The organism is Pseudomonas sp. PDM18 (assembly GCF_014852585.1).
GTDB lineage: Bacteria > Pseudomonadota > Gammaproteobacteria > Pseudomonadales > Pseudomonadaceae > Pseudomonas.
The window spans coordinates 12,726-33,406 of sequence record NZ_JACVBX010000011.1 but is presented as its reverse complement, the minus strand read 5'-3'; the positions used below and the strand labels follow the sequence as shown (position 1 = coordinate 33,406).

The following is a 20,681-nucleotide window of genomic DNA, read 5'->3' as shown; positions in this document are numbered from 1 at the left end:
GCAATCGCATGCGACGCTTTTGTAGGGCGGATAACGTACCAGCGTTATCCGCCGTTCAAGGACCGGTGGAAAACCTGTTCCAGGTTATTCGTCCTACGCTCCCACGCACCAATTTCAGCGCCGATCGACACCTGCAGGAGCGGGCCATGCCGGCGATCGCGCGCATGGCACGCTCCTACAAAAACCGCGCATAAAAAAGCCCCGGCGCAAGGCCGGGGCAAGCTTTTCGCCACTCAGTTAATCGATCAAACCGCCACGCCATAACGCTGCGCCGGGGCGCTGCGCGACAGGTTCGGCGCCATCTTCAGGCGCGCGGCGGTGAAGGCTTCGAATTCGCCCGCATCCGGCAGCGCCGGCAGGGTCACCACTTCACCCTGGGCCAGGCCGGCCAGCGCGGCGTCGACCATGTGGTTCACGTCCATCAGCATTTCCGCCGGCAGTGCGGAGATGTCGGTGCCGGCGCGGTCCCAGATTTCGGTGCGGGTGGCGCCCGGCAGCACGGCCTGGATGCGCAGGCCCAGCGGCGCCAGCTCCTGCTGCATGGACTGGGTCAGGTTGAGCACGAAGGCCTTGGTGGCGCTGTAGCTGCCGTTGAACAGTTCCGGCGCCAGGGCCAGCACGGACGCCACGTTGATGATGGTGCCGCGGCCACGCCCGGTGAACGCCTTGGCGGCGGCGCCGGCCAGGCGCGCGGTGGCGATGACATTCAGCTCGATCATGCTTTCCAGGCGGTCCAGGTCGGTTTCCAGCAGGGTGCCGTTGATCGCCACGCCGGCGTTGTTCAGCAGCAAGCTGATGCTGGCGTCCTCAGCCAGGCGAGCTTCGATTCGGGCGCGGTCTTCGCGGCGGGTCAGGTCGGCCTTCAGCACATCCACCGAGACGCCGTATTCCTCACTGAGGCGCGCGGCCAGGGCGTCCAGGCGTTGCTGGTCGCGGGCCACCAGCAGCAGGTCGTAGCCCTGGGCGGCGAGGCGCTGGGCGTAGGTGGCGCCGATGCCGGAGGAAGCACCGGTGATCAGTGCGCGGCCCAGTTCGGATTTGGCATTCATGGTTCTTTCTCCAGGGAGGCATTCGCCTCGCTTGCAGGATTGAGTGGGCCGGGTGGCCGTCTGGAATGTCCGGCCAATTGAATGATGGCCGTCATCTGAATGTGAATATTATGCTCATAATATTATCTGTCAAGGTCTGAGGTTCAGCGCTGACGAACGGCCAGGTAAGCAGTGGAAATCCTTGTGCGATGGGCGTCACGCGCCGCTGGGCAGTTTAGGTTGCCCATTCCAGAGCGCTCGCGAGAGGCTCACCGCGTCTCCACACAAGAACAATCCCGGAGCGTCACCTGCACCCTGCTGCCTGCCTACGCACCGGAGCGATCCGGAGGAGGACACATGCGATTGCGCTGCTTTTTCCTGGGATGTGTTTGGGATGAAGGGAATCTGACCGAAGTCGGCCGCGTACCGATGCTGTGCCAGCGCTGTGCGCGCTGCGGTGCACAGAGGTACCTCAGCCCCGAACCGGAAATCTGAGCCGGAAACAAAACTGCCCCGGAGCACGCGAATGCTCCGGGGCAGTTCGTCAATCAGACAGCTTTCAGTTGGCCACGAACGCCTGACTGGTGGTGATCGCCATGTCGCCGCCGGGCAGCTTCAGATCGCCGATGCGCTCCAGGCTGTCGGCGTCGAAGATCGCCACGTCGTTCAGGGTACCGGTCAGGTACAGCTTGTTGCCGGCCTTGTTGGTCGACAGGCAGTAGTAGGAATGGTCCAGGTTCGCCGCCTTGACCAGCTTCTGCTCCTTGATGTCGTACTTGGCCAGGCGGTTCAACACGCCGTAGATGATGTTGCGGTCCTTGGCCGAGCGGATGCCGCTGAAGTACACCTCGGTGACCGGGCCGAAATCGACGGTCTCGGTCTTGCCGGTGGCCAGATCGATGTTGAAGAAGCCGTAGAGGAAGTCGGCCGTGGCCATGTCCTGCTTGGCGTCCTTGAACTTCGCCGTGGTGTAGAGCAGCGAGAAGTCACGCGGGTAGGTCTGCTGGTTCCACACGTAGAGCACATCTGGCGGCGCGTAGTTGGGGCGCTTCCAGTTGCGGCTGGGGATCACCACGTCGAACTTGCCGGTCTTCACGTCCACCTTGTAGATGTCCGGGCCTGCCACGTAGAGGGTGCCGTCATCGCCGCTCTGCATGATGGTCAGCTGGCGCGGCGCCGGGAAGGTGCGCACCGGCTTGGCGCCCATGCCGTCGGCGACGGAATACACCTGCAGGCGCGGCTGCTGCACCTCGTAGTGCTCGGCGAGGATCAGCGTCGGGTTGGCGATGGCGTAGATCTCCTTGCCGTCGTGGCTGACGGTCATGGAGAACATCGCCCGCGCGTTCTCGCCCGGCTTCTGCGCAATGGTGGCGTGGAACACCGGTTTGCAGTCATCGAGCTGGATGCCGTAGATGTCCGCGTAGTGGTTGCTGAGGATGTAGACGGTCTTGCGGTCCGGCGACAGCTGGGTCATGCCCGGGCCGTAGGCGCCGGGGATGGTGCAGGTCTTGAACAGCTTGTCGGTCTGCATGTCGATGACGTGCAGGTTGTTCGGGTAGTTGGTGCTGATCAGGTACTCGTGGCCACTTTCCAGCGCTTTGCTCACGTCTGCGCCGGCGTCGGCGGCTACAGCTTGCAGCGCGCAGGCCAGCGAGAGGCCACCGAGGGCGGCGGCGAATGCTTTTCTGGACATGCAGGTTTTCCTCTTGTTCTTCTGTCCCATATGTTTCAGGGCGATCATTTGTCGTCCGGGAATACGGTGCCGAGGTTGCGCCAGTTCTCGGCCGAGGCCTGCGCATCCTTGTTCCAGTCGGGGTAGGTGCTCATCATGTCCGGCACCTGGGCCGGCCACCAGCAAGGGTCGGAGCAGCCGTAGAGGTCCGCTTCCATCGGCTGGCAGAGCGAGGACACGCCGCCGAACACGTCGACTTCCCAGCCCGGATCGGTGGTCGCCGCGCAGCCGGCCACGGAGTTCATCGCCACCACGTCCTCGATGCGATCCTCGGCGGCGGCCTGTTCGAGCTTCTGTGCTTTGGTGTTGATCGCTTTCAGATGTTTCATGTCAGTGCGCCTTCCGCGGAGTGATGTGGCGGTCGATGAAGCTGGGGTTGGAAGCCATGATCCGGCTGTAGACCTCGATGCCGAAGTCGACCCAGTCCCTCATCAGTTCGCAGTAGTGGTAGGTGGGGTGCGCCGGGTCGCCGTAGCGCGCGTAGCTCTCGTGGTAGCAGCCGCCGGAGCAGAGGTTGCGGATGTGGCAGCTGGCGCAGCCGGTATCGGTGCGGTCCAGGCGCTGCGAGAGGAACTCGTTCAGCTCGGCCTGCTTCACCCCTTCATGCACGTTGCCGAAGGTCGGCAGCGAAGAACCGGTGAAGCGATGGCACAGGTTCAGCTCGCCCTTGTGGTCCACCGCCAGCATCTTCAGGCCGGCGCCGCACGGCAGGGCCTTCTTCTGCCCTTCGTGGATGTCGGTGATCAGCTGGTGCAGGTTGGAGAAGCCGATGTTGCGCCCTTCCAGCGCCTCGTCCAGGTAACGGCGACCGAGGGCCTTCATACCGGCGAAGACAGCCTTCAGCTCATCGGTGGTGAGGTTGTAGCTGCTGATGTCGCCCGAGGTGACCGGTGCGAAGCCGACTTCGGCGAAACCCATCTCGTTGAACAGGTGATTCCAGATGGTCTCGACGTCGGTGACGCCGGTGGTCAGGGTCACCCGCGCGCCAACCGGCCGCGCGGTGTAGCGCGACAGCAGCATGTCGGCCTTGCGCCGCACCACGTCATAGGTGCCCTGCCCGCCCACAGTGATGCGGTTGCGGTCGTGCACCGTCTTCGGCCCGTCGATGCTGATGGACAGCCCGAAGCGATGGGCATTGAGCCAGTCGACGATTTCCTCGGTGAGCAACGTGGCGTTGGTGGTCATGACGAAGTCCACCGTCTTGCCCAGCTCGCCGAAGCGGCGCTCGCAGTACGCGACCATGTGCTCGATCAGCGGGCGGTTGGACAGCGGTTCGCCGCCGAAGAACACCACGGTGTAGCGCTGCTCGTCGGGGGATTCCTGGATCAGCATTTCCACCGAAGCCTCGGCAGTTTCCGCGCCCATCTTCTTGCCGGCGGAGGGCTTGTCCAGGTCTTCCTTGTAGCAGTAGGTACAACTGAGGTTGCAGCCGGTGTTGACGTTCAGCACCACGGTGTTGAGCGCGGTGCGGTCAACCTTCTTGATGCCGATTTCAGGGGTCAGCGGCGAACCGTCGCTGACCAGTTCCAGCGCGATCAGCTCGCGCAGGGTCTCGTCGATATCCTCGGCGGCGAAACGCCCGGCCAGGCGCTGGGTCAGCTCGTCCGGCGAGCAGGCATGCCCGCGCAGCGCATCGATGATCCCGCCGGTCAGCTCGTCGCTGGCGAACAGCGAGGAGCTGGGGATGTGGAACAACAGGCGGTCGGCGTCGACCTGCACTTCATGCAGGTTGCGTTCGACCAGATTCAAGATGGCGCCCATGGCGACCTCCCGGAACTTGCTTGGTACACCCGCCCGAAGGCGGGGGCTCATGCTCTGAGTTCATCCGATACCGACACTTACGGGATCGGCGGGTTGTTCCAACGCTGCACGGTGACGATCATGTGCCCTTCGCCCTTGTGCGACTGGCCGGCGTCGTCCACCGCGGCGATCACCTTCAGGTTGCCGGCGTTGTTGGTCATCATCTTGCGTTCCGGGTTCGGGCCAGCGTCACCCGGGGTGAAGATGCCGGTGGCGGCGTCCATCGCGCCGGCGAACTTCACATCCTGGTCTTCCTTGGCGCGGTCATCGAAAGGCTCGACCGACCACTGCGCCGGGAACACGCCGATGCGGAACGGCTTGCCGTCGGCGCCCTTGCCCCAGGCCTCGGCATCGAAGCTGCCCTGGACCTTGGGCGTGGAGCCGCCATTGCCACCGATGCGGGAGATGGAGAACTCCGGCACTACCTTCACTTCGGCGATGTCCTTGTACACCGCGAGGCTGCCGCCCTTGGCGGTGCCCACGGTGACATCGCGCTCGCCAGCGGCAGCCGCGTCGCTGGCCTTGACCTTGACGGTCACGCGCTCGGGCGTTTCGGAAACCACCGACACCACTTCCACGCCCTTGCCGAACGACGGCTTGCCCTTCAGGCCGGTGCCGACCACGCTGACTTCGGTCTCCGCGCCCGCCTTGATGTAGGCCGGCTGCACACCCAGCACGTGGCTGGTGCCGTCCTTCGCCGCGACGAAGTCCAGGCCGCGCTCGTCGTGGGCCTTGTCGAACATGCGGCCCTGCATCTGGCCATTGAGGGCGGCGAACACCTGACGCATGGTCACGTCACCGACGGTGACCGCGCCACGCCATTCGTAGCCGTTGTAGAGCACCGCGCTGCCCTCGCCGCTGAACGGCGAACCGTCGGCGTACTGGCCCTTCACGCTCACCTTGAAGGCATCGTCGCCGTCCTTGCTCACGCTCATGCTGCCGGCCAGGTCGCCCTTGCCCGGCATGTGCCCGGCGAAGCTCCAGTTACCGGCCAGGGATTCGGCCTTGGGCCGGTTCTTCTGCCAGTCGGACCAGGCCTTGCTGTCCAGCGGGTAGCGCTTGGCCAGTTCCGGGACCATCTCTTTTTTCGCCAGGTCGAACCAGTCGCGATCGCGGGCCAGGGCCTGGTATTCCAGCGACGGCCAGCGGCCGAGGTGGAAGTTCACCAGCTTCTCCCACTCCGCCGCCGGGCGGCGCTGCAGGGCGATGCGCGCACCCGAGTGGCAACGGGCACACATCTGCTCGAAGTTCGTATCGAACTTCTCGACGGTGTTCAGCCGGCGCTCGAGGGCGTAGCGCACGCCTTCGGTCTCGCTGGGCGCCAGGCCCTGCTTGTCGGCGAGGAACTTGACCACCGAGCGGCGCTCGTCGTCGGTAATCTTCAGGCCGTACATCACCTGCATGCGGGCGATGCTCATCAGCCAGCCTTCGGGCGTCTTGCGCTGGTGGCTGATGCGGCTGAGGGAATTGTTGCCTTCGGGCGTGTGGCACGCCTGGCACTTGGCGTTGATGATCGCCTGGCCTTCGGGTGCGGCCTGGGCCGTCTGGTGGAGCGCAAGGGCCAGTGCGGCCAGGGTTCCGGCACCCAGATAGTGCCGAAGTCGTGTCATCTTCAAGGTCAGGCCTCCTCGGTATTCTTGTAGGTTATTCGCGCCCACCGATGGGCTAAGAGCGAGCTCTTGAAAGCGGTTTTGCAGGTTGTGTGCCACTACTGCGCAAACCGCGCCGAATCAGGCTTTCGGCGCTGTTTGCAGGCACGCCCGGCAGAGGACACCGGGATTGCGACGTCACATTTCGCGATTGCTGTCTAACTCTGAGACAGGGCCCGTGAGACACCCTGCGAAGCAGTATGGTCCGGCTGGCGCAAAGCGCCGCCCGCCGGGAGCAACAAGGCGCCGAACAGCATGGTCAGCAGGCCGATCCAGACCAGCGAGAGGAACGGAAAACGGCGCACCACCACGACGCTCTCGATGTCGTCGCCGGGCTGCTTGAGCAGACGAGCGGAAGCCGGCACCCAGATCTGCAGGTCGCCGCTCCAGCCGCGGACGATGAATGGATGCAGCACGTAGCCACGATCCGAGGCGAAGCGCGCGTAGTGGTAGTCGAGGATTTCGCAGAGCTGGCGCACCGGGCCCTGGTAGGCCGGCGGGTTGCCGCGACTGTCCTGGAACAGCGCGTGGCCGGCCAACGTGCGGTCACCGTCACGCAGCTCCACCTTGGCCACCGCGTGGTAACCGGAGAAATCCGGGCGGCTGGCATCCGGCGAGACGCGCATCTGCATACCGCCGATCACCGCGTGCCACTGCTCGAAGGAAGTGCCCGGCGGGATGCTGATCTGCTGGTAGCTGTTCAGCGCCGTGGCGGCCAGCCCGCCCACCAGCGCGATCACCGCGCCGCCGTGCACCAGCGCCAGCCCGCCGCTGTAGCGCAGGTTGCCGACACGCCGGCTGCGCCACAGGCTTTGCACGCCCCAGAGCAGGCAGCTGAACATCAGGAAGGCACCGCCGAGCAGCGCTGCATCCAGCCACGGCAGCATCTGTACGATGTTCTGCGAGAGCATGCCGTCGCCGTTGTAGCCGTCGCTCAGCCAGCCGCCACGCCAGCCGGTCCAGAACATCAGCGCGGCCACCAACACGGTCGCCAGCAGCGCCAGACGGGGCCGTCCGCAACGGCGCAGGAAGCTGTAGCCGCCCATCAAGCCGAGTGCCGCCAGCAGCGGCACCACCCAGTGAGCCAGGCCATAGCCGTTGACATCCCACTGGTCGAAGGCGCGGCGCAGGCTGTCCATCTCCGCCGTGGTGGCCCAGGCGGTCAGGGTCTCGAAGAAGGGTTTCAGCTCGCTGGGCCGTTCCATCCCCAGCCATTCGTAGAGGTGCGCCTGGAGCAGCGCGCCAAGTGCCAGCAGGCCGGTGCCAGCGAACAGGTAGATGGCCACGTCGAGCGTCCAGTCCGAGGCGCCGCGTCGCCGCCCTGCCCGCTTCCGCGCACGCCATCCCACCAGCAGATAGAGCGCCGTGAGAACCAGCAGGATCGCCGCCAGCGCCAGATGGCTGAGCCAGGACGTGGTGCCGATGTAGCGGTGCGAGCTGGCCAGCACCGTGCTGCGTGTCACCGCCATGGCGCCGCAGGCCATGGCTGCGGCCAGCAGGCTGAGGACTGGCAACAGCCGTGTGTAGGGGCCGTCCGCGCGCCAGCGGCGGGCACCGTGCAGCACCGCGCCGAGCAGCGCCCAGATGATGAAGGCCGACGTCTGCACCGGGTCCCAGTGCCACAACTGGCCGTAGGTGAAGTCCTCCATGGCCCAGGCCATGCCCACGCCGATGCCCGCGCTGAGGATCAACCACGCACGGCGGCTATACCGCGGCATCACCCAGGCGTAGGCGTGGCCGCCCCGCCCCAGCGCCTCCAGCGCGGCACCGGCCGGTGCCAGAACCCAGGAGTAGGCGCAGAGAATCAGCGGCGCGTGCAGGGACATCCAGAAGGTCTGCAGGTGGGCGTTCATGCCCTGGCTCGGCTGCGCCGCCAGCCAGTCCGCCGGCGTCGCGCTGAACGGTCCAAGCCAGGCGGCAGTGGCGGCGTACCACGCGGCAATCAGCGCCATGCCGCGCCCCGCCCAGCCGGGCAGCGCCGAACTTTTCAGGGCGATGGCCATGCAGAAGGTCGCCAGCAGCAGCACCGTTCCTTCGTCGCCGCCCCATAGGTTGGAGAACTTCAGGTAGTCCGGCAGCGCCGCGCTGCTGTAGAGCCACGCGTAGCGCAACTGGAAGTGGTCGGCCACCAGGTGCAGGCCAAGCGCCAGGCAGGCGCCGCACAACACACCCAGCGCAACGGGCCACAGGCGCCCGCGCCACACCGGGCGAATGGCGCCCAGGGCGATCAGAACCGCCAGGGCCCAGAGCAAGCCATTGCCCGCGCCGGGCAGCAGCCACAACAACAGGCCGGTCAGCGCGGCAGCCAGCGGCCCCGCAATCCACGGCAGCGATAGGTGCATCCTCTTCAAGCCAGGCCTCCTTGTGCAGCGCCGACGTGGCGCAGGGCGAAGCCCTGAGCGTTTCACGTTGCGTGCCAGGCGGAAAAATCCCTGCGAAACAGCAGGCTGCGCGCGGCCCAAGCCCGTCTGCACGTGGCAGATCGCGACAGCTGTAGCAGTCTGAGACGACCCAGCCGTTATAGACGATGGTCTAATTGCACGTCTTCACCACAAGGAAGTGCCGACCAACGAGGCGCCAGCCAGACGCCTCGCGTTATCCGGCCTGTCCGGAACAGGTACCAATCCGCGCCAGCCGGTGCTTTGCCGGGGCCGGCAGGTGGCTGAATACGTGAGAACGATTATGCTTTCAGATGACCTTGCGGCCTTTCGCAGGGCCGCCTGTTTTCAAGCTTTGCGCAATCCGTACGACCTGACATCAGCCCTGGGCTCGAGTGCGGTAACGGAAAATCGAGGGACTCCGGCCCAAAACAACAACAAGACGGAGACGAACATGGCGCAGACATACAGCCCGGCCGCGGGCAACGCTCCTCACAGCGGGATCACCAAGGAGGAGCGCAAGGTCATCTTTGCCTCGTCCCTGGGTACGGTGTTCGAGTGGTACGACTTCTATCTCTATGGCTCCCTGGCGGCGATCATCGCCAAGCACTTCTTCGCCGGGGTCAATGAAACCACCGCCTTCATCTTCGCCCTGCTGGCCTTCGCCGCCGGCTTCGCGGTGCGGCCCTTCGGCGCCATCGTGTTCGGTCGCCTGGGCGACATGATCGGGCGCAAACACACCTTCCTCATCACCATCATCATCATGGGCGTGTCCACCGCCGTGGTCGGCCTGCTGCCCGCCTACGCCACGATCGGCGTGGCCGCACCGATCATCCTGATCACCCTGCGGCTGCTGCAAGGCCTGGCACTGGGCGGCGAGTATGGCGGCGCGGCGACCTACGTCGCGGAGCACGCGCCCAAGGGCAAGCGCGGCTTCTTCACCTCGTGGATCCAGACGACCGCGACCCTGGGCCTGTTCCTCTCGCTGCTGGTGATCATGGCCTGCCGCACCGTGCTCGGCACCGAGGCGTTCGAAGCCTGGGGCTGGCGAATCCCCTTCCTGCTGTCGATCCTGCTGCTGATCGTCTCGGTGTACATCCGCCTGCAACTCTCCGAGTCGCCGGTGTTCCTGAAGATGAAGGAGGAAGGCAAGGCGTCCAAGGCGCCGCTGACCGAATCCTTCGGCCGCTGGGAGAACCTCAAGGTGGTGATCATGTCGCTGCTCGGCGGCACCGCCGGGCAGGCCGTGGTCTGGTACACCGGGCAGTTCTACGCGCTGTTCTTCCTGCTGCAGACGCTGAAGATCGACGCGCAGACCGCCAACCTGCTGATCGCCGGCTCCTTGCTGCTGGGCACGCCGTTCTTCGTGTTCTTCGGCAGCCTGTCCGACCGCATCGGCCGCAAGAAGATCATCATGGCCGGCTGCATCCTCGCCGCGTTGACCTACTTCCCGATCTTCCACGGCCTGACCCAGTTCGGTAACCCGGACGTGTTCGCCGCCCAGGAGAAGAACCCGGTGACCGTGGTGGCCGACCCGAACGCCTGCTCCTTCCAGTTCGATCCAGTGGGCAAGGCGAAATTCGTCAGCTCCTGCGACATGGCCAAGAGCCTGCTGGCCAAGCGCGCCATCCCCTACGAGAACCTCAAGGCGGAAACCGGCGCACTGGCCCAGGTGCACGTCGGCGACAAGGTCATCGCCAGCTTCGAAGGGGCCGGCATGCCGGCGGCGGAGTTCAAGGTGCAGTCCGAAGTCTTCACCGCGCAGCTCGCCGCCTCGCTCAAGGAAGCTGGCTACCCCGAGAAGGCGGACCCGGCGAAGATCAACCACCTGATGATGCTGGTGCTGCTGACCATCCTGGTGATCTACGTGACCATGGTCTACGGGCCGATTGCCGCGTGGCTGGTGGAGCTGTTCCCGACGCGCATCCGCTACACCTCCATGTCGCTGCCCTACCACATCGGCAACGGCTGGTTCGGCGGCTTCCTGCCCACCGTCGCCTTCGCCATGGTGGCCGCCACCGGGGACATCTATTACGGCCTCTGGTACCCCATCGTCATCGCCGTGATGACAGCCATCCTCGGCATCTTCTTCCTGCCGGAGACCAAGGATCGGGATATCACCAATACCTGAGCCCTGCGTCTCAGCCGCTGTCGCACAATGCGACAGCGGCTTCTCTTCCGCTGGCCAAAAAATCAAATTAAATCCTTTTAATTCAATCATTTATAACAACCAGACAGCCTTGGCACAGCCGTTGCGATGCTCCGCCTCAGCGACTCCCAGACCGGGAGCACGAACAGACAACAAGAGGCCACCGCAATGCTCGCTTCCCTGCCCATCAAGCCCGAATCCCGCGCCTTCCTGCAGCGCGCCCCGAAGATGCTGATCGGTGCCGACTGGACCTCCGCCAGCGACGGCGCCCTGATGGACCTGCGCAACCCGGCTACCGGCGAAGTGCTCTGCCAGGTGCCGGCCGGCACCGCCGCCGACGTCGACCGCGCCGTGCGCGCCGCGCGCCAGGCCTTCGATGACTCGGCCTGGAGCCGTACCCGCCCGCGCGAACGGCAGAACCTGCTGTGGAAGCTCGCCGACCTGATGGAACGCGACGCCGACCTGCTGGCCGAGCTGGAATGCCTGAACAACGGCAAAAGCGCCGCCGTCGCCCGCGTGATGGACGTGCAACTGGCCATCGACTTCCTGCGCTACATGGCCGGCTACGCCACCAAGATTGAAGGCACCACCGTCGACGTGTCCATGCCGCTGATGCCCGATGGCGAATTCCACGGCTATATCCGCCGCGAAGCCGTCGGCGTGGTCGGCGCCATCGTCGCCTGGAACTTCCCGCTGCTGCTGGCCTGCTGGAAGCTCGGCCCGGCGCTGGCCACCGGTTGCAGCGTGGTGCTCAAGCCCGCCGACGAGACCCCGCTGTCCGCGCTGAAACTCGCCGAGCTTGTCCTGGAGGCAGGCTACCCGGCCGGCGTGTTCAACGTCGTCACCGGCGCCGGCATCACCGCGGGCGCCGCCCTCTCCCACCACCCGCTGGTGGACAAGCTGACCTTCACCGGCTCGACCCCGGTCGGCAAGGAAATCGGCAAGGCAGCCATGGACAACATGACCCGCGTGACCCTGGAGCTGGGCGGCAAGTCGCCGTCCATCGTCATGGCCGACGCCGACCTCGCCACCGCGGCCGCTGGCGCCGCCCAGGCGATCTTCTTCAACCAGGGCCAGGTCTGCTGCGCCGGCTCGCGCCTGTACGTGCAGCGCAAGCACTTCGACAACGTGATCGCCGACATTGCCGGCATCGCCAACGGCATGAAGCTGGGCAACGGCCTGGACCCGAGCATCGACATGGGCCCGCTGATCTCCGCCAAACAGCAGAAGCGCGTGTTCGACTACATCGAACTGGGCCGCGACAAGGGCGCCACCATCGCCTGCGGCGGCGAACAGTTCGGCCCCGGCTACTTCGTCAAACCCACGGTGATCGTCGACGTCGACCAGAAGAACCCACTGGTGCAGGAGGAGATCTTCGGCCCGGTGCTGGTCGCCATGCCCTTCGACGACATCGAGGACGCCCTGCGCCTGGCCAACGACAGCCCCTACGGCCTGGGCGCGAGCATCTGGTCCAACGACCTGGGCGCGGTGCACCGCATGGTGCCGCGCATCAAGTCCGGCTCGGTCTGGGTCAACTGCCACAGCGCGCTGGACCCGGCGCTGCCCTTCGGCGGCTTCAAGATGTCTGGCGTCGGCCGCGAGATGGGCGCCGCCGCGATCGAGCATTACACCGAACTGAAGTCGGTGCTGATCCGCCTGTAAGCCTCGACGGCCGGGCAGGAGCCGCCCTCACCGGCTGATGTCTTGGCTTCGTCCTGCGCCGAACGGTCCCCTCTCCCGCTTGCGGGAGAGGGTTAGGGGTGAGGAGCTCTTGATCTTCAAGGGACTCGATTGTCTACCTCCCCGCGCGGTCCCCCTGCGTGGGTCTTGCATCCCCCGGTCGCGGCAGCGCACGGGGGATTTTTTTGCCTGTTGCGCGAGGTCTGTCCGATAGCCGAACGATTGCCCCCTGTAGGAGCGAGCTTGCTCGCGAACATCCCGAGCGCCGTGCCAAGGGATTCGCGAGCAAGCTAGCTCCTACAAGAACGGGAGGCAACGGCGCTCTGTAAAACTCAATCCCGATCCGGCGCCCCCAGCGGGAACAATGGCCGGTGCGGCCGCGCCTCCTCCACCGCGCGGGCAAAAGAGGGGCGCGCCAGCAGCCGCGAGCGGTAGGCGCGCAGCGTCGGGTACGGGTCACCGATGGGATGGGTCCAGTCCGCATAGAACAGCGACGGAGCCGCAGCGCAGTCGGCGAGACTGAAGCTGTCGCCCGTCGCCCAGGTGCGCCCGGCCAGTTCCTCTTCCAGCCAGGCATAGGCCAGTTCGAGCTTGCTCACCGCATGGGCCAGGCCTTCCGCGCGCTTGGCCGCTTCGCCGCTCATGGCGCCCAGAACGGCATGCTGCACCGGGGTCATCACGTGCCAGTCGAAGAAGCGATCGAGGAAGCGCACGTCCAGCGCCTTCAGCGGATCGTCCGGCAGCAGGCGCACCGGGCCAGAGTGCTTGAGGTGCAGGTACTCGATGATGATGCTGGTCTCGGCCACGCTGTGCTCGCCGTCCAGCAGCACCGGGAACTTCGCCAGCGGCCAAAGGCGCAGCCAGTGCGCGCCGTTCTCCGGCTGATCCGGGCCGAGACTGCGGAATTCGAACGGCGTGGCGTTCTCGTAGAGGGCGATCAGCACCTTCTGCGAGTAGGAGGAAAACGGATGGCCGAACAGGACGAGGGACATGGCGGGTCACCTGGGCAGACGGAAGTACTCAGCCTAGCCTCGAATCAGCCCGCCATGGATTGCTCAGCCGACCTGCGCCTGCCCTGCAAACGGGCGCGGCGGTGCAAAGCGGCTGGCGAGAGCGAGCAGCACCAGGCATACCAGCGCCATGCCGATCCAGGCCGGTGCCAGGCTGGCCATGGACTGCCGCGCCAATCCCGCCAGCAGCGGGAACAGCGCGGCGATCAGGTAACCCACACCCTGCACGAAGCCCACCAGCGCACCGGCCTCGGCCGGGCTGCGGGCACGGTCCATGGCGACGATCAGCGACAGCGGGAACAGCGCACCGATGCCCAGGCCGAGCCCGACCATCGCCACCAACGCCAGTTGCTGCGGCCACATCACCAGTACGATCAGCCCGCCGAGCAACAGGGTAATGGCCAGCAGCAACGCTGGGCGGCGGTCTGGCAGGCGATCGATGAAGGCGGAAACCATGAGGCCGGCAACCACCTCGGTCAGCGTCAGGCCACCGAGCAGCGCACCGGCCTGGGCGGGCGTCCAACCCAGCGCCGTGTAGTACGGCGGGAGCCAGGCAAGCACCAGCACATAGGCGCCGGTGCCCAGACCGAAGAACAGCGCCAGCCACGCCGCACGCCGGGCGATGCCGGCAAAGGCTGGAGCGGCATAACTTACGGGCACCCCGCCCTGCGCCGCGCGGCTCCAGACCGGCAGCGCGAACAAAGCTGGCAACGCCCAGAAGGCCAGCGCCGGCAGTTCGCCCCAGGCTTGCGCCAGCCAGGGTGAAGCGACACTGGCCAGCACCGCGCCGCCCATGATCGCGGTGGAATAGGCGCCCATCGCCCCGCCGACCCGCGCCCCGAAACGCTGGCGGATGAATACCGGCAGCAGCGCCTGGCAGGCGGCGATCCCCAGACCGGCCAGCACCGCGCCGCCGAGCAACCCGAACGGCCCCGGCAACAGACGCAGCACGCAGGCACACGCGATCAACAACAAGCCGAATGCCACGCCACGGAGTACGCCGAAGTGGCGCAGCAACCGTGAAGCGCCCAGCGCACCCAGGCCCATCAGCAGCACCGGCAGACTGGTGAGCAGGCTGGCGAGGCTGTCGGACAAGTGCGCGTGCGCCTGCAGAGCATCCAGCAACGGGCCAATGGAGGCCAGCGCCGGGCGCAGGTTGACGCCCGCCAGCACGACGGCAAGCAGGCAGGCTGCAAGGGAGAGGGTTCGAGACATGACAAACATCCTTCCAGTGGGGCGCCGGCACTTGATCGCGAAGACGGCGCAGGCGAATATCTCTACATCAAGACAAATCCAATGTATCTCGACATCAAGATAAAAAGGAAGCCCCCATGGACAGAGCCGCGTTCGCCGTCGCGCAATGGCGCCAGCAACTGCCCGAGCTGGAAACCGACGGCATGCTGCTGCTTGGCCGCCTCGGCGAAGCAGCGCAGCTCATCGCCCGAGACCACCTCAATCCGCTGTTCGCCGAGTACGGCCTGCAACCTGGCGAGTTCGACGTGCTCGCCACCCTGCGCCGCAGTGGTCCACCCTTTCGCCTCACGCCCACCGTGCTCTACGAGGCGGCGATGATCTCCTCCGGGAGCATGACCAACCGCCTCGACCGCCTGGAAAAACAGGGCCTGATCCAGCGCACACCCAACCCCGAGGACGGCCGCGGTTCGCTGGTCGGCCTGAGCGAGACGGGCCTGGCGCTGATCGACCAGGCCGTCGGCGCCCATGTCGACAACCAGCGCCGAGTCCTCTGTGGCCTGAGCGTGGCCGAGCAGAAGAAGCTCTCCGCCCTGCTGGAAAAACTCCTCGCCAGCCTGCCGGAAGCTGGCCGCTGAGCAGTCCCTTTCCAGCGCAGCCGCGCACAGGAACCGTGGTCCCGGAGCTACCCCTGGCGAGCCCTCCGCCGGCCGACCATGTCGTTTTTGGTCATGCCCATGGCGATCTCGAGCAACCGGCTACCCATCCACTGCCTTAGCTTGAGACCTGCGTGAAACGCACCGGCGCCCCCCCGTTTTCCCGGCTCCTGTTGAAGACCCCAGCGCGGCGGGGAGCCGCCCCCGACCTTGCGTCACCGCGCCCGAGCCGACAATTTCAATAAAAGGCCGACAAATGAATGCTTCCAGCGCAAAACGCGCCCATGGCGATCTGATGCAGGGCTCCAAGCCCCGTGAGGTCACGCTGCTTTCCATCGCGGGAATCATCGGCGCAGGTTCGTTCATCGGCCGCCACGCCATGTGCGGCTGAGTCAGTCACCCACAGACGCAGACGAGGTGCCGCTTGGTCGAACGCCGCCAGTTCAGTGGGGCCATGCAGGGCCGCAACCTGCGCTACCTCGACGGTGAATCCCGGCAGCCGGCCCGCCTCGCGCGGGTGGGTTTCCTGCTGCTAGAGAACTTTTCCCTGCCCGCCTTCACCCAAGCGCTGGATACGCTGGTCACCGCCAACCTGATCCGCGCACAGACCTTCGCCACCGAGACCTTCAGCCTTAACGGCGAATCCGTCACCAGTGACCTTGGCCTGGTGATCTGCCCCGGCGCCGCGCTGGCCCCGGCGCAGCTCGCCGAGCTGGACCTGCTGGTCATCTGCGGCGGCCTGCGCACACAGCTGCGGGCTATACCTGAACTGACGCGTCTGCTGCAGATGGCCGCCGACAAGGGCGTCGCTCTCGCCGGCCTGTGGAACGGCGCCTGGTTCCTCGGCCAGGCTGGTCTGCTCGACGGCTACCGTTGCGCCATCCACCCGGAAAACCGCGCGGCGCTGGCGGAGATTGCCCGGCACAGCGAGGTCACCAGCGAGAGCTACCAGGCCGACCGCGACCGCCTTACCGCCGCCAGCCCCACGGGCGCCTTCAACCTGGTGCTGGAGTGGATCAACGCCCACCACGGCCGCGAGCTGGTGGACGCCATCGTCGACATCCTCGCCTTCGAGGAATCGCGTTTCCGCCGCACCCGCCCGGCGCTGCACGAGAAGCTCAGCGAGCCGCTGCGCGAGGCGATCAACCTGATGAGCGCGAACATCGAGGAGCCGCTGAGCCAGGACCAGCTGTCGAGCTATGTCGGGCGATCCAAGCGGCAGATCGAACGGCTTTTCCAGGAACAGCTGGGGACCACGCCGGTGCGCTATTACCTGGAGCTGCGCATCACCGAAAGCCGCCGCCTGCTGCAGCATTCCAGCCTGCCGATGTACGAGGTCGGACTGGCCTGCGGCTTCGTCTCGCCCAGCCATTTCAGCAAGTGCTACACGTCCTTCTATGGCTACTCGCCTTCGAAGGAAGCACGCTTTGGCAACGTGAAGTCGGCGAAGTCAGCACAGCTCCCGTAGCGGACCTTATCCGCAAATGGTTCGGCTCGCAGAAGAGCATCGCCAGGACACCCCGTTCCTACCGGATAGCTCTGCGTTCGGATCGCCCCTCACCCTAACCCTCTTCCCTTGGGAGAGGGTTAGGGGGGGTAAACGCGAACCACGGACCCGCACCGACAACGCGCGCCCCTCTTCGCGCTCATAAAAAAACCGCGCCCTGAGGCGCGGTTTTTTATCCTGCAGCCAATCAGCCCAGCGGCGGCGTGCTCGGCGGCACCAGGCGCTTGGAGCCGGTAGCTTCGAAGGCCGCGGCGAAGCGCAACAGCGCGGAGTCGTCATAGGCGCGACCGGCGAAGGTCAGGCCCACCGGCATGCCGATGTCGGCCATCACGCCCATCGGCACGGTGACGGTCGGCACGCCCAGGTGACGGATCGCCAGGTTGCCGTTGGCGACCCAGATACCGTTGCTCCAGGCGATGTCGGCCGATTCCGGGTTGACGTCGGCGTCCGCCGGGCCGACATCGGCCACGGTGGGGAACAGCACGGCGTCCAGCTTCAGGCCGTCCATCCAGTCTTCCAGGTCGAGCTTGCGGGTCTTTTCAAGGCCGCGCAGGCCGTCGGGCAGGGTCTCGATCTGGTCCCAGGTCTTCAGGCCGCGCTTGGCCATATTGACGTACTCGTCCATGCCCGCGACCAGGTCGTCTTCACGGTTCGGCAGGGTGCCGGGGTCGTGCGGAAAGATCTTCAGCCCATCGACGTCGGCCAGCTTGTTCAGCTTGGGATCGCCATTGGCACGGAGGAAATCATCGAAGCCCCAGCCGGACAGCTCCCACAGCTCGTCGTGGAGGAATTCCGGGGAAACGATGCCGCGATTGAACACGGTCGGCGCGCCCGGGCGGTCGCCCTCGCAGTTGGAAACCAGCGGGAAGTCCACCTCGACGACTTCGGCGCCAGCGGCCTCCAGGGCCTTGCGGGCCTGCTCCCAGAGGTCGATGACCGAGGCGCGGGTGTGGATGCGCTGGCCGGTCGGGCCACCTATGCCGGGCTTCTCGCTGGTGCCGGCCAGTTCGTCTTTGTTGATGTACATGCGCGGCACGCCCAGGCGTTTGCCCTTGAGGGCTTCAGGGCCGGCGGCGAGGTCCAAGTAAGAAGACGGGCGCACCTCCGCGACGGCGGGGATCGGTACCCACGGCTGCAGGCGCCACAGGTCACCACGCTTGTCGGTGTCTTCGGCGACGACCACGTCGAGCACTTCCAGCAGGTCGGCCATGGTGCGTGCGTAAGGCACGACCACGTCCATGGTCGGGGTCAGCGGCCAGTTGCCGCGCACCGAGATCACGCCACGGGACGGCGTATAGGCGCACAGGCCGTTGTTCGAGGCCGGGCCCCGACCGCTGGACCAGGTTTCCTCCGCCAGGCCGAAGGCCGAGAAGCTCGCGGCAGTCGCGGTGCCGGCACCATTGGAGGAGCCGGAGGCGAAAGGCGCGGTGAGGAACTTGCTGTTGTACGGGCTTTCCGCACGGCCATAGACGCCGCGCTGCATGCCGCCGTTGGCCATGGGCGGCATGTTGGTCTTGCCCAGGCAGATGGCGCCGCCGGCGCGCAGGCGCTCGACGGTGAAGGCGTCGCGGTAGGCGACCAGGTCCTTGAAGGCCGGGCTGCCGGAGGCGGCGGTCAGGCCCTTCACCAGGTAGCTGTCCTTGGCGGTGTAGGGAATACCGTCCAGCGGGCCAAGGGTCTCGCCACGGGCGCGGCGGGCATCGGAGGCTTCGGCTTCCTTCAGGGCGTCGGGATTGCGTACGACCACGGCATTGAGCTTAGTCGGGCCATCGTAGGCGTCGATGCGCGCGAGGTAGGCCTTGACCAGTTCGACCGCGGTGGTGCGGCCCGACTCCAGGGCTTCACGCAGCTGCGCAATGGAAACTTCGGTTACCTCGATCATGCTTTCACCGTCGGCTGAAGGTTGATGGGAAGGGGCAGGTCTGCGTCGCGACGGACCCAGACGGCGCAAGTCGGAAAATGCGTGTTCATCTCGATTCTCTTGTACTTCTGTTACGCGACGGGAGTGAGTGTACCGTCGGCCGGCGGCAAGGTTCAGCGCCCGGCGGACAAACCGGATGCGCATCGACAGGCTGTGAAAGGCGAATACAGCCGCCAGGGCGCACACACTGGCATGCGCGATCAGAATACACAACAGTCGTAAATTAAAAAAAACGCCCATCGAGTGGGGGCTCGACAGGCGATAGGCGAGGCGCTGGGGGGAGCGCCCCTGGAGAGTGAATCAGCGTAGGCCCGATGGCAGACACTGACGCAGGCTATTCGCCGCCTGCCGGCGCTGGGCGGGTCGCTGGGGGGGCGACCCGCTCGAAGCGGATTCAACTGTGCTGCGCGCACTGGTAGGCGGCGTCCAGCAGCTCACCCTTGTCCTGCCAGGCGCTGCGCTGGTAGGCACTGAAATGGTTGCCGCCGTCGATCGGAGTCACCTGGACGATACCGCTGGCCAGCAGCGGGTCGGCGCTTCCGGTGAGCAGCTGGCGGGTGGCGCCGGTGTCGCTGACGAAAGTGGCGGTACCGGGGGTGAGCCTGCCGTCGACACAACTCAGGTAGGCGCTGCTGTCCTGCGCGGTGGTGCCGCCCAGGCTGTCCCAGCTCAGCCGGGTTTCGGAGGTCGCCGCGCAGCCGCTCAAGCTGGCCACGGCCAACACCAGCGAAGCCAGGGCAACACGGGTCGTCAGGCGATTGGGTGTGAGGCGCGCAGTGTTCATCGATTCTGTCCCTTGCTCGGTTCGACAAGCTCGTGGGACAGATAGTCAGGCGCGCCGGGCCCGCGCACCACTCGATTGCATCGATAGTGAAACTCGACGCCATCGATGGCCACGCACCGCCGCGCAGGAAGTTCGAACCCTCCCCGCCTCGCCGGGTCGCAAATCAGGAAGCACCTGCTTTCCCAACCCGGAGGACACGCCATGAGCTACGACTGGGACCTGATCGAACGCCTGTTGCTGCGCGCCCAGGATTGCGCCAACGAACCCTACAAGGCCCGCGAATGCGGTGAGGAAGTGGCCGAGCAGCACCGGCTGCAAGGCGAGCCGGTGGAAGGTAGCGTCGATCACCTGAAGAAGGTCGCCGGCGACCTGGAGGGCGACCTGTTCGCCAATGGCTATATCCAGGAACGCCCGCGCGAACACGGCGGCACCGGCAACAACTTCGAGCTGACCGAGCGCGGCACCGAGCTGCTGACGCTGATCAGCCGCAGCTTCCCGGATCACCTGGTGTTCCGCCAGCTGCTCGACGAACAGGGCGAATCCGCTCTGCTGCCGGAAACCTTCGACCAACTGGCCGAACGCGCCACCCGCGATAGGGTGAACGACCGGCCGGAACGCTGAGAACTGCGGCGTCAGGCTGTGGGCAATTCCATCACCATCTCGTGCCACGCCATGCCGCCGTGGTCGGACGCCGAAGGCTTGACGTAGCGGTAGCCGAAGCGTTCGTAGAGCGGTACGTGGCGGTCTTTGCACATCAGATGGATGGTGCGCTTGCCCCGGCCGGCCATGTGTTCGATGAAGGTGCGCATCAGCAGCGTGGCGTAACTCTTGCCCTGCTGCGCCGGGTCGATCACCACCGACATGATCACCACGTTGGGCGCCGCCGGGTCATGGCCGATGAGTTCCTTGAACTCCTCGTCGGACATCTCCACCTCGAAAGCGCAACCGCAGTTGATGAAGCCGATGATCTCGCCGTCCAGCTCCATGATCAGGAAGCCCTCGGGATACTGCGCGATGCGCGTGGCGATCTTCTCCCGAGTCGCGGCCTCGTCGCCTTCGTAAGCGGATATCTCGATCTCGAAGCAGCGGTCGGTGTCGGCTAGGGTGGCGGTGCGAAAGGTAGGAGCAGTCATGGGGAATTCCTGGCGGTACGAAACAGGACGGCATGGTAAAGAAACCCGGCCATCCCGTCTCGC

General features: G+C 65.9%; 18 protein-coding genes. 7 read left to right on the top strand and 11 right to left on the bottom strand.

Annotated features, from left to right (window positions below):
* Window positions 1-245: 245 nt before the first annotated feature.
* On the bottom strand, window positions 246-1,049 hold the full coding sequence (locus tag IB274_RS21055) for an SDR family NAD(P)-dependent oxidoreductase (protein ID WP_192434448.1): 804 nt from the start codon (window positions 1,047-1,049) through the stop codon (window positions 246-248).
* Window positions 1,050-1,385: 336 nt separating this feature from the next.
* On the opposite strand from IB274_RS21055, the gene IB274_RS29995 reads away from it, so the two are divergent.
* Window positions 1,386-1,523, top strand: a complete 138-nt coding sequence (locus IB274_RS29995; protein ID WP_277873433.1) for a PSPA7_2676 family Cys-rich small protein — start codon at window positions 1,386-1,388, stop codon at window positions 1,521-1,523.
* A 64-nt stretch (window positions 1,524-1,587) separates the two neighbouring features.
* On the opposite strand, the gene peaD is transcribed toward IB274_RS29995, so the two are convergent.
* The 5 genes from peaD to ccsA all read right to left on the bottom strand — a co-directional run bounded on the left by peaD (window position 1,588) and on the right by ccsA (window position 8,551).
* A complete protein-coding gene (gene peaD / locus IB274_RS21050; RefSeq protein ID WP_192434446.1) occupies window positions 1,588-2,721 on the bottom strand; it encodes a quinohemoprotein amine dehydrogenase subunit beta in 1,134 nt (377 codons plus the stop codon).
* A gap of 44 nt (window positions 2,722-2,765) precedes the next feature.
* Window positions 2,766-3,089 (bottom strand): quinohemoprotein amine dehydrogenase subunit gamma, encoded by a 324-nt coding sequence (gene qhpC / locus IB274_RS21045; RefSeq protein WP_015477047.1) that lies wholly within the window; start codon window positions 3,087-3,089, stop codon window positions 2,766-2,768.
* 1 nt (window position 3,090) lies between these two features.
* Window positions 3,091-4,521, bottom strand: coding sequence for a quinohemoprotein amine dehydrogenase maturation protein (gene peaB / locus IB274_RS21040; protein ID WP_081516648.1), 1,431 nt, complete (start codon window positions 4,519-4,521; stop codon window positions 3,091-3,093).
* A gap of 77 nt (window positions 4,522-4,598) precedes the next feature.
* On the bottom strand, window positions 4,599-6,170 hold the full coding sequence (peaA, locus tag IB274_RS21035) for a quinohemoprotein amine dehydrogenase subunit alpha (protein ID WP_192434444.1): 1,572 nt from the start codon (window positions 6,168-6,170) through the stop codon (window positions 4,599-4,601).
* Window positions 6,171-6,367: 197 nt separating this feature from the next.
* Window positions 6,368-8,551 (bottom strand): cytochrome c biogenesis protein CcsA, encoded by a 2,184-nt coding sequence (gene ccsA / locus IB274_RS21030; protein ID WP_192434791.1) that lies wholly within the window; start codon window positions 8,549-8,551, stop codon window positions 6,368-6,370.
* 490 nt (window positions 8,552-9,041) lie between these two features.
* Here ccsA and IB274_RS21025 point away from each other — a divergent pair, with 490 nt between their 5' ends.
* Both IB274_RS21025 and IB274_RS21020 read left to right on the top strand, forming a co-directional pair.
* Window positions 9,042-10,718 (top strand): MFS transporter, encoded by a 1,677-nt coding sequence (locus tag IB274_RS21025; RefSeq protein ID WP_192434442.1) that lies wholly within the window; start codon window positions 9,042-9,044, stop codon window positions 10,716-10,718.
* Between the two features lie 186 nt (window positions 10,719-10,904).
* On the top strand, window positions 10,905-12,398 hold the full coding sequence (locus IB274_RS21020; protein WP_192434440.1) for an aldehyde dehydrogenase family protein: 1,494 nt from the start codon (window positions 10,905-10,907) through the stop codon (window positions 12,396-12,398).
* Window positions 12,399-12,748: 350 nt separating this feature from the next.
* Here the strand turns inward: IB274_RS21020 and IB274_RS21015 are convergent, their stop codons facing one another.
* Both IB274_RS21015 and IB274_RS21010 read right to left on the bottom strand, forming a co-directional pair.
* A complete protein-coding gene (locus IB274_RS21015) occupies window positions 12,749-13,408 on the bottom strand; it encodes a glutathione S-transferase family protein (protein WP_192434438.1) in 660 nt (219 codons plus the stop codon).
* A 63-nt stretch (window positions 13,409-13,471) separates the two neighbouring features.
* Window positions 13,472-14,641, bottom strand: a complete 1,170-nt coding sequence (locus IB274_RS21010; protein ID WP_192434436.1) for an MFS transporter — start codon at window positions 14,639-14,641, stop codon at window positions 13,472-13,474.
* 116 nt (window positions 14,642-14,757) lie between these two features.
* On the opposite strand from IB274_RS21010, the gene IB274_RS21005 reads away from it, so the two are divergent.
* The 3 genes from IB274_RS21005 (at window position 14,758) to IB274_RS21000 (ending at window position 16,741) form a co-directional block, all read left to right on the top strand.
* Window positions 14,758-15,255: a MarR family winged helix-turn-helix transcriptional regulator gene (locus IB274_RS21005; protein WP_192434434.1), complete on the top strand. Its 498-nt coding sequence runs from the start codon at window positions 14,758-14,760 to the stop codon at window positions 15,253-15,255.
* Window positions 15,256-15,529: 274 nt separating this feature from the next.
* Window positions 15,530-15,664, top strand: coding sequence for a hypothetical protein (locus tag IB274_RS29855; protein WP_263866459.1), 135 nt, complete (start codon window positions 15,530-15,532; stop codon window positions 15,662-15,664).
* A 63-nt stretch (window positions 15,665-15,727) separates the two neighbouring features.
* Window positions 15,728-16,741: a GlxA family transcriptional regulator gene (locus IB274_RS21000; RefSeq protein ID WP_192434782.1), complete on the top strand. Its 1,014-nt coding sequence runs from the start codon at window positions 15,728-15,730 to the stop codon at window positions 16,739-16,741.
* Window positions 16,742-16,967: 226 nt separating this feature from the next.
* On the opposite strand, the gene IB274_RS20995 is transcribed toward IB274_RS21000, so the two are convergent.
* Window positions 16,968-18,662, bottom strand: coding sequence for an amidase (locus tag IB274_RS20995; RefSeq protein WP_192434432.1), 1,695 nt, complete (start codon window positions 18,660-18,662; stop codon window positions 16,968-16,970).
* 433 nt (window positions 18,663-19,095) lie between these two features.
* The gene (locus IB274_RS20990; protein ID WP_225614961.1) at window positions 19,096-19,485 is read right to left on the bottom strand and encodes a hypothetical protein; all 390 of its coding nucleotides are present in this window, start codon (window positions 19,483-19,485) and stop codon (window positions 19,096-19,098) included.
* Between the two features lie 201 nt (window positions 19,486-19,686).
* Between IB274_RS20990 and IB274_RS20985 the strand changes: the two genes are divergently transcribed.
* Complete coding sequence (locus IB274_RS20985; RefSeq protein WP_192434430.1) at window positions 19,687-20,106, top strand: transcriptional regulator; 420 nt, start codon at window positions 19,687-19,689, stop codon at window positions 20,104-20,106.
* Between the two features lie 11 nt (window positions 20,107-20,117).
* On the opposite strand, the gene IB274_RS20980 is transcribed toward IB274_RS20985, so the two are convergent.
* On the bottom strand, window positions 20,118-20,618 hold the full coding sequence (locus tag IB274_RS20980) for a GNAT family N-acetyltransferase (protein ID WP_192434428.1): 501 nt from the start codon (window positions 20,616-20,618) through the stop codon (window positions 20,118-20,120).
* Window positions 20,619-20,681 lie beyond the last annotated feature (63 nt).

Bases quoted from the DNA above. Each gene is read 5' to 3' on its own strand.
- IB274_RS21055 (WP_192434448.1), bottom strand. From the start codon at position 1,049: ATGAATGCCAAATCCGAACTGGGCCGCGCACTGATCACCGGTGCTTCC.
- IB274_RS29995 (WP_277873433.1), top strand. From the start codon at position 1,386: ATGCGATTGCGCTGCTTTTTCCTGGGATGTGTTTGGGATGAAGGGAAT.
- peaD (WP_192434446.1), bottom strand. From the start codon at position 2,721: ATGTCCAGAAAAGCATTCGCCGCCGCCCTCGGTGGCCTCTCGCTGGCC.
- qhpC (WP_015477047.1), bottom strand. From the start codon at position 3,089: ATGAAACATCTGAAAGCGATCAACACCAAAGCACAGAAGCTCGAACAG.
- peaB (WP_081516648.1), bottom strand. From the start codon at position 4,521: ATGGGCGCCATCTTGAATCTGGTCGAACGCAACCTGCATGAAGTGCAG.
- peaA (WP_192434444.1), bottom strand. From the start codon at position 6,170: ATGACACGACTTCGGCACTATCTGGGTGCCGGAACCCTGGCCGCACTG.
- ccsA (WP_192434791.1), bottom strand. From the start codon at position 8,551: ATGCACCTATCGCTGCCGTGGATTGCGGGGCCGCTGGCTGCCGCGCTG.
- IB274_RS21025 (WP_192434442.1), top strand. From the start codon at position 9,042: ATGGCGCAGACATACAGCCCGGCCGCGGGCAACGCTCCTCACAGCGGG.
- IB274_RS21020 (WP_192434440.1), top strand. From the start codon at position 10,905: ATGCTCGCTTCCCTGCCCATCAAGCCCGAATCCCGCGCCTTCCTGCAG.
- IB274_RS21015 (WP_192434438.1), bottom strand. From the start codon at position 13,408: ATGTCCCTCGTCCTGTTCGGCCATCCGTTTTCCTCCTACTCGCAGAAG.
- IB274_RS21010 (WP_192434436.1), bottom strand. From the start codon at position 14,641: ATGTCTCGAACCCTCTCCCTTGCAGCCTGCCTGCTTGCCGTCGTGCTG.
- IB274_RS21005 (WP_192434434.1), top strand. From the start codon at position 14,758: ATGGACAGAGCCGCGTTCGCCGTCGCGCAATGGCGCCAGCAACTGCCC.
- IB274_RS29855 (WP_263866459.1), top strand. From the start codon at position 15,530: ATGAATGCTTCCAGCGCAAAACGCGCCCATGGCGATCTGATGCAGGGC.
- IB274_RS21000 (WP_192434782.1), top strand. From the start codon at position 15,728: ATGCAGGGCCGCAACCTGCGCTACCTCGACGGTGAATCCCGGCAGCCG.
- IB274_RS20995 (WP_192434432.1), bottom strand. From the start codon at position 18,662: ATGATCGAGGTAACCGAAGTTTCCATTGCGCAGCTGCGTGAAGCCCTG.
- IB274_RS20990 (WP_225614961.1), bottom strand. From the start codon at position 19,485: ATGAACACTGCGCGCCTCACACCCAATCGCCTGACGACCCGTGTTGCC.
- IB274_RS20985 (WP_192434430.1), top strand. From the start codon at position 19,687: ATGAGCTACGACTGGGACCTGATCGAACGCCTGTTGCTGCGCGCCCAG.
- IB274_RS20980 (WP_192434428.1), bottom strand. From the start codon at position 20,618: ATGACTGCTCCTACCTTTCGCACCGCCACCCTAGCCGACACCGACCGC.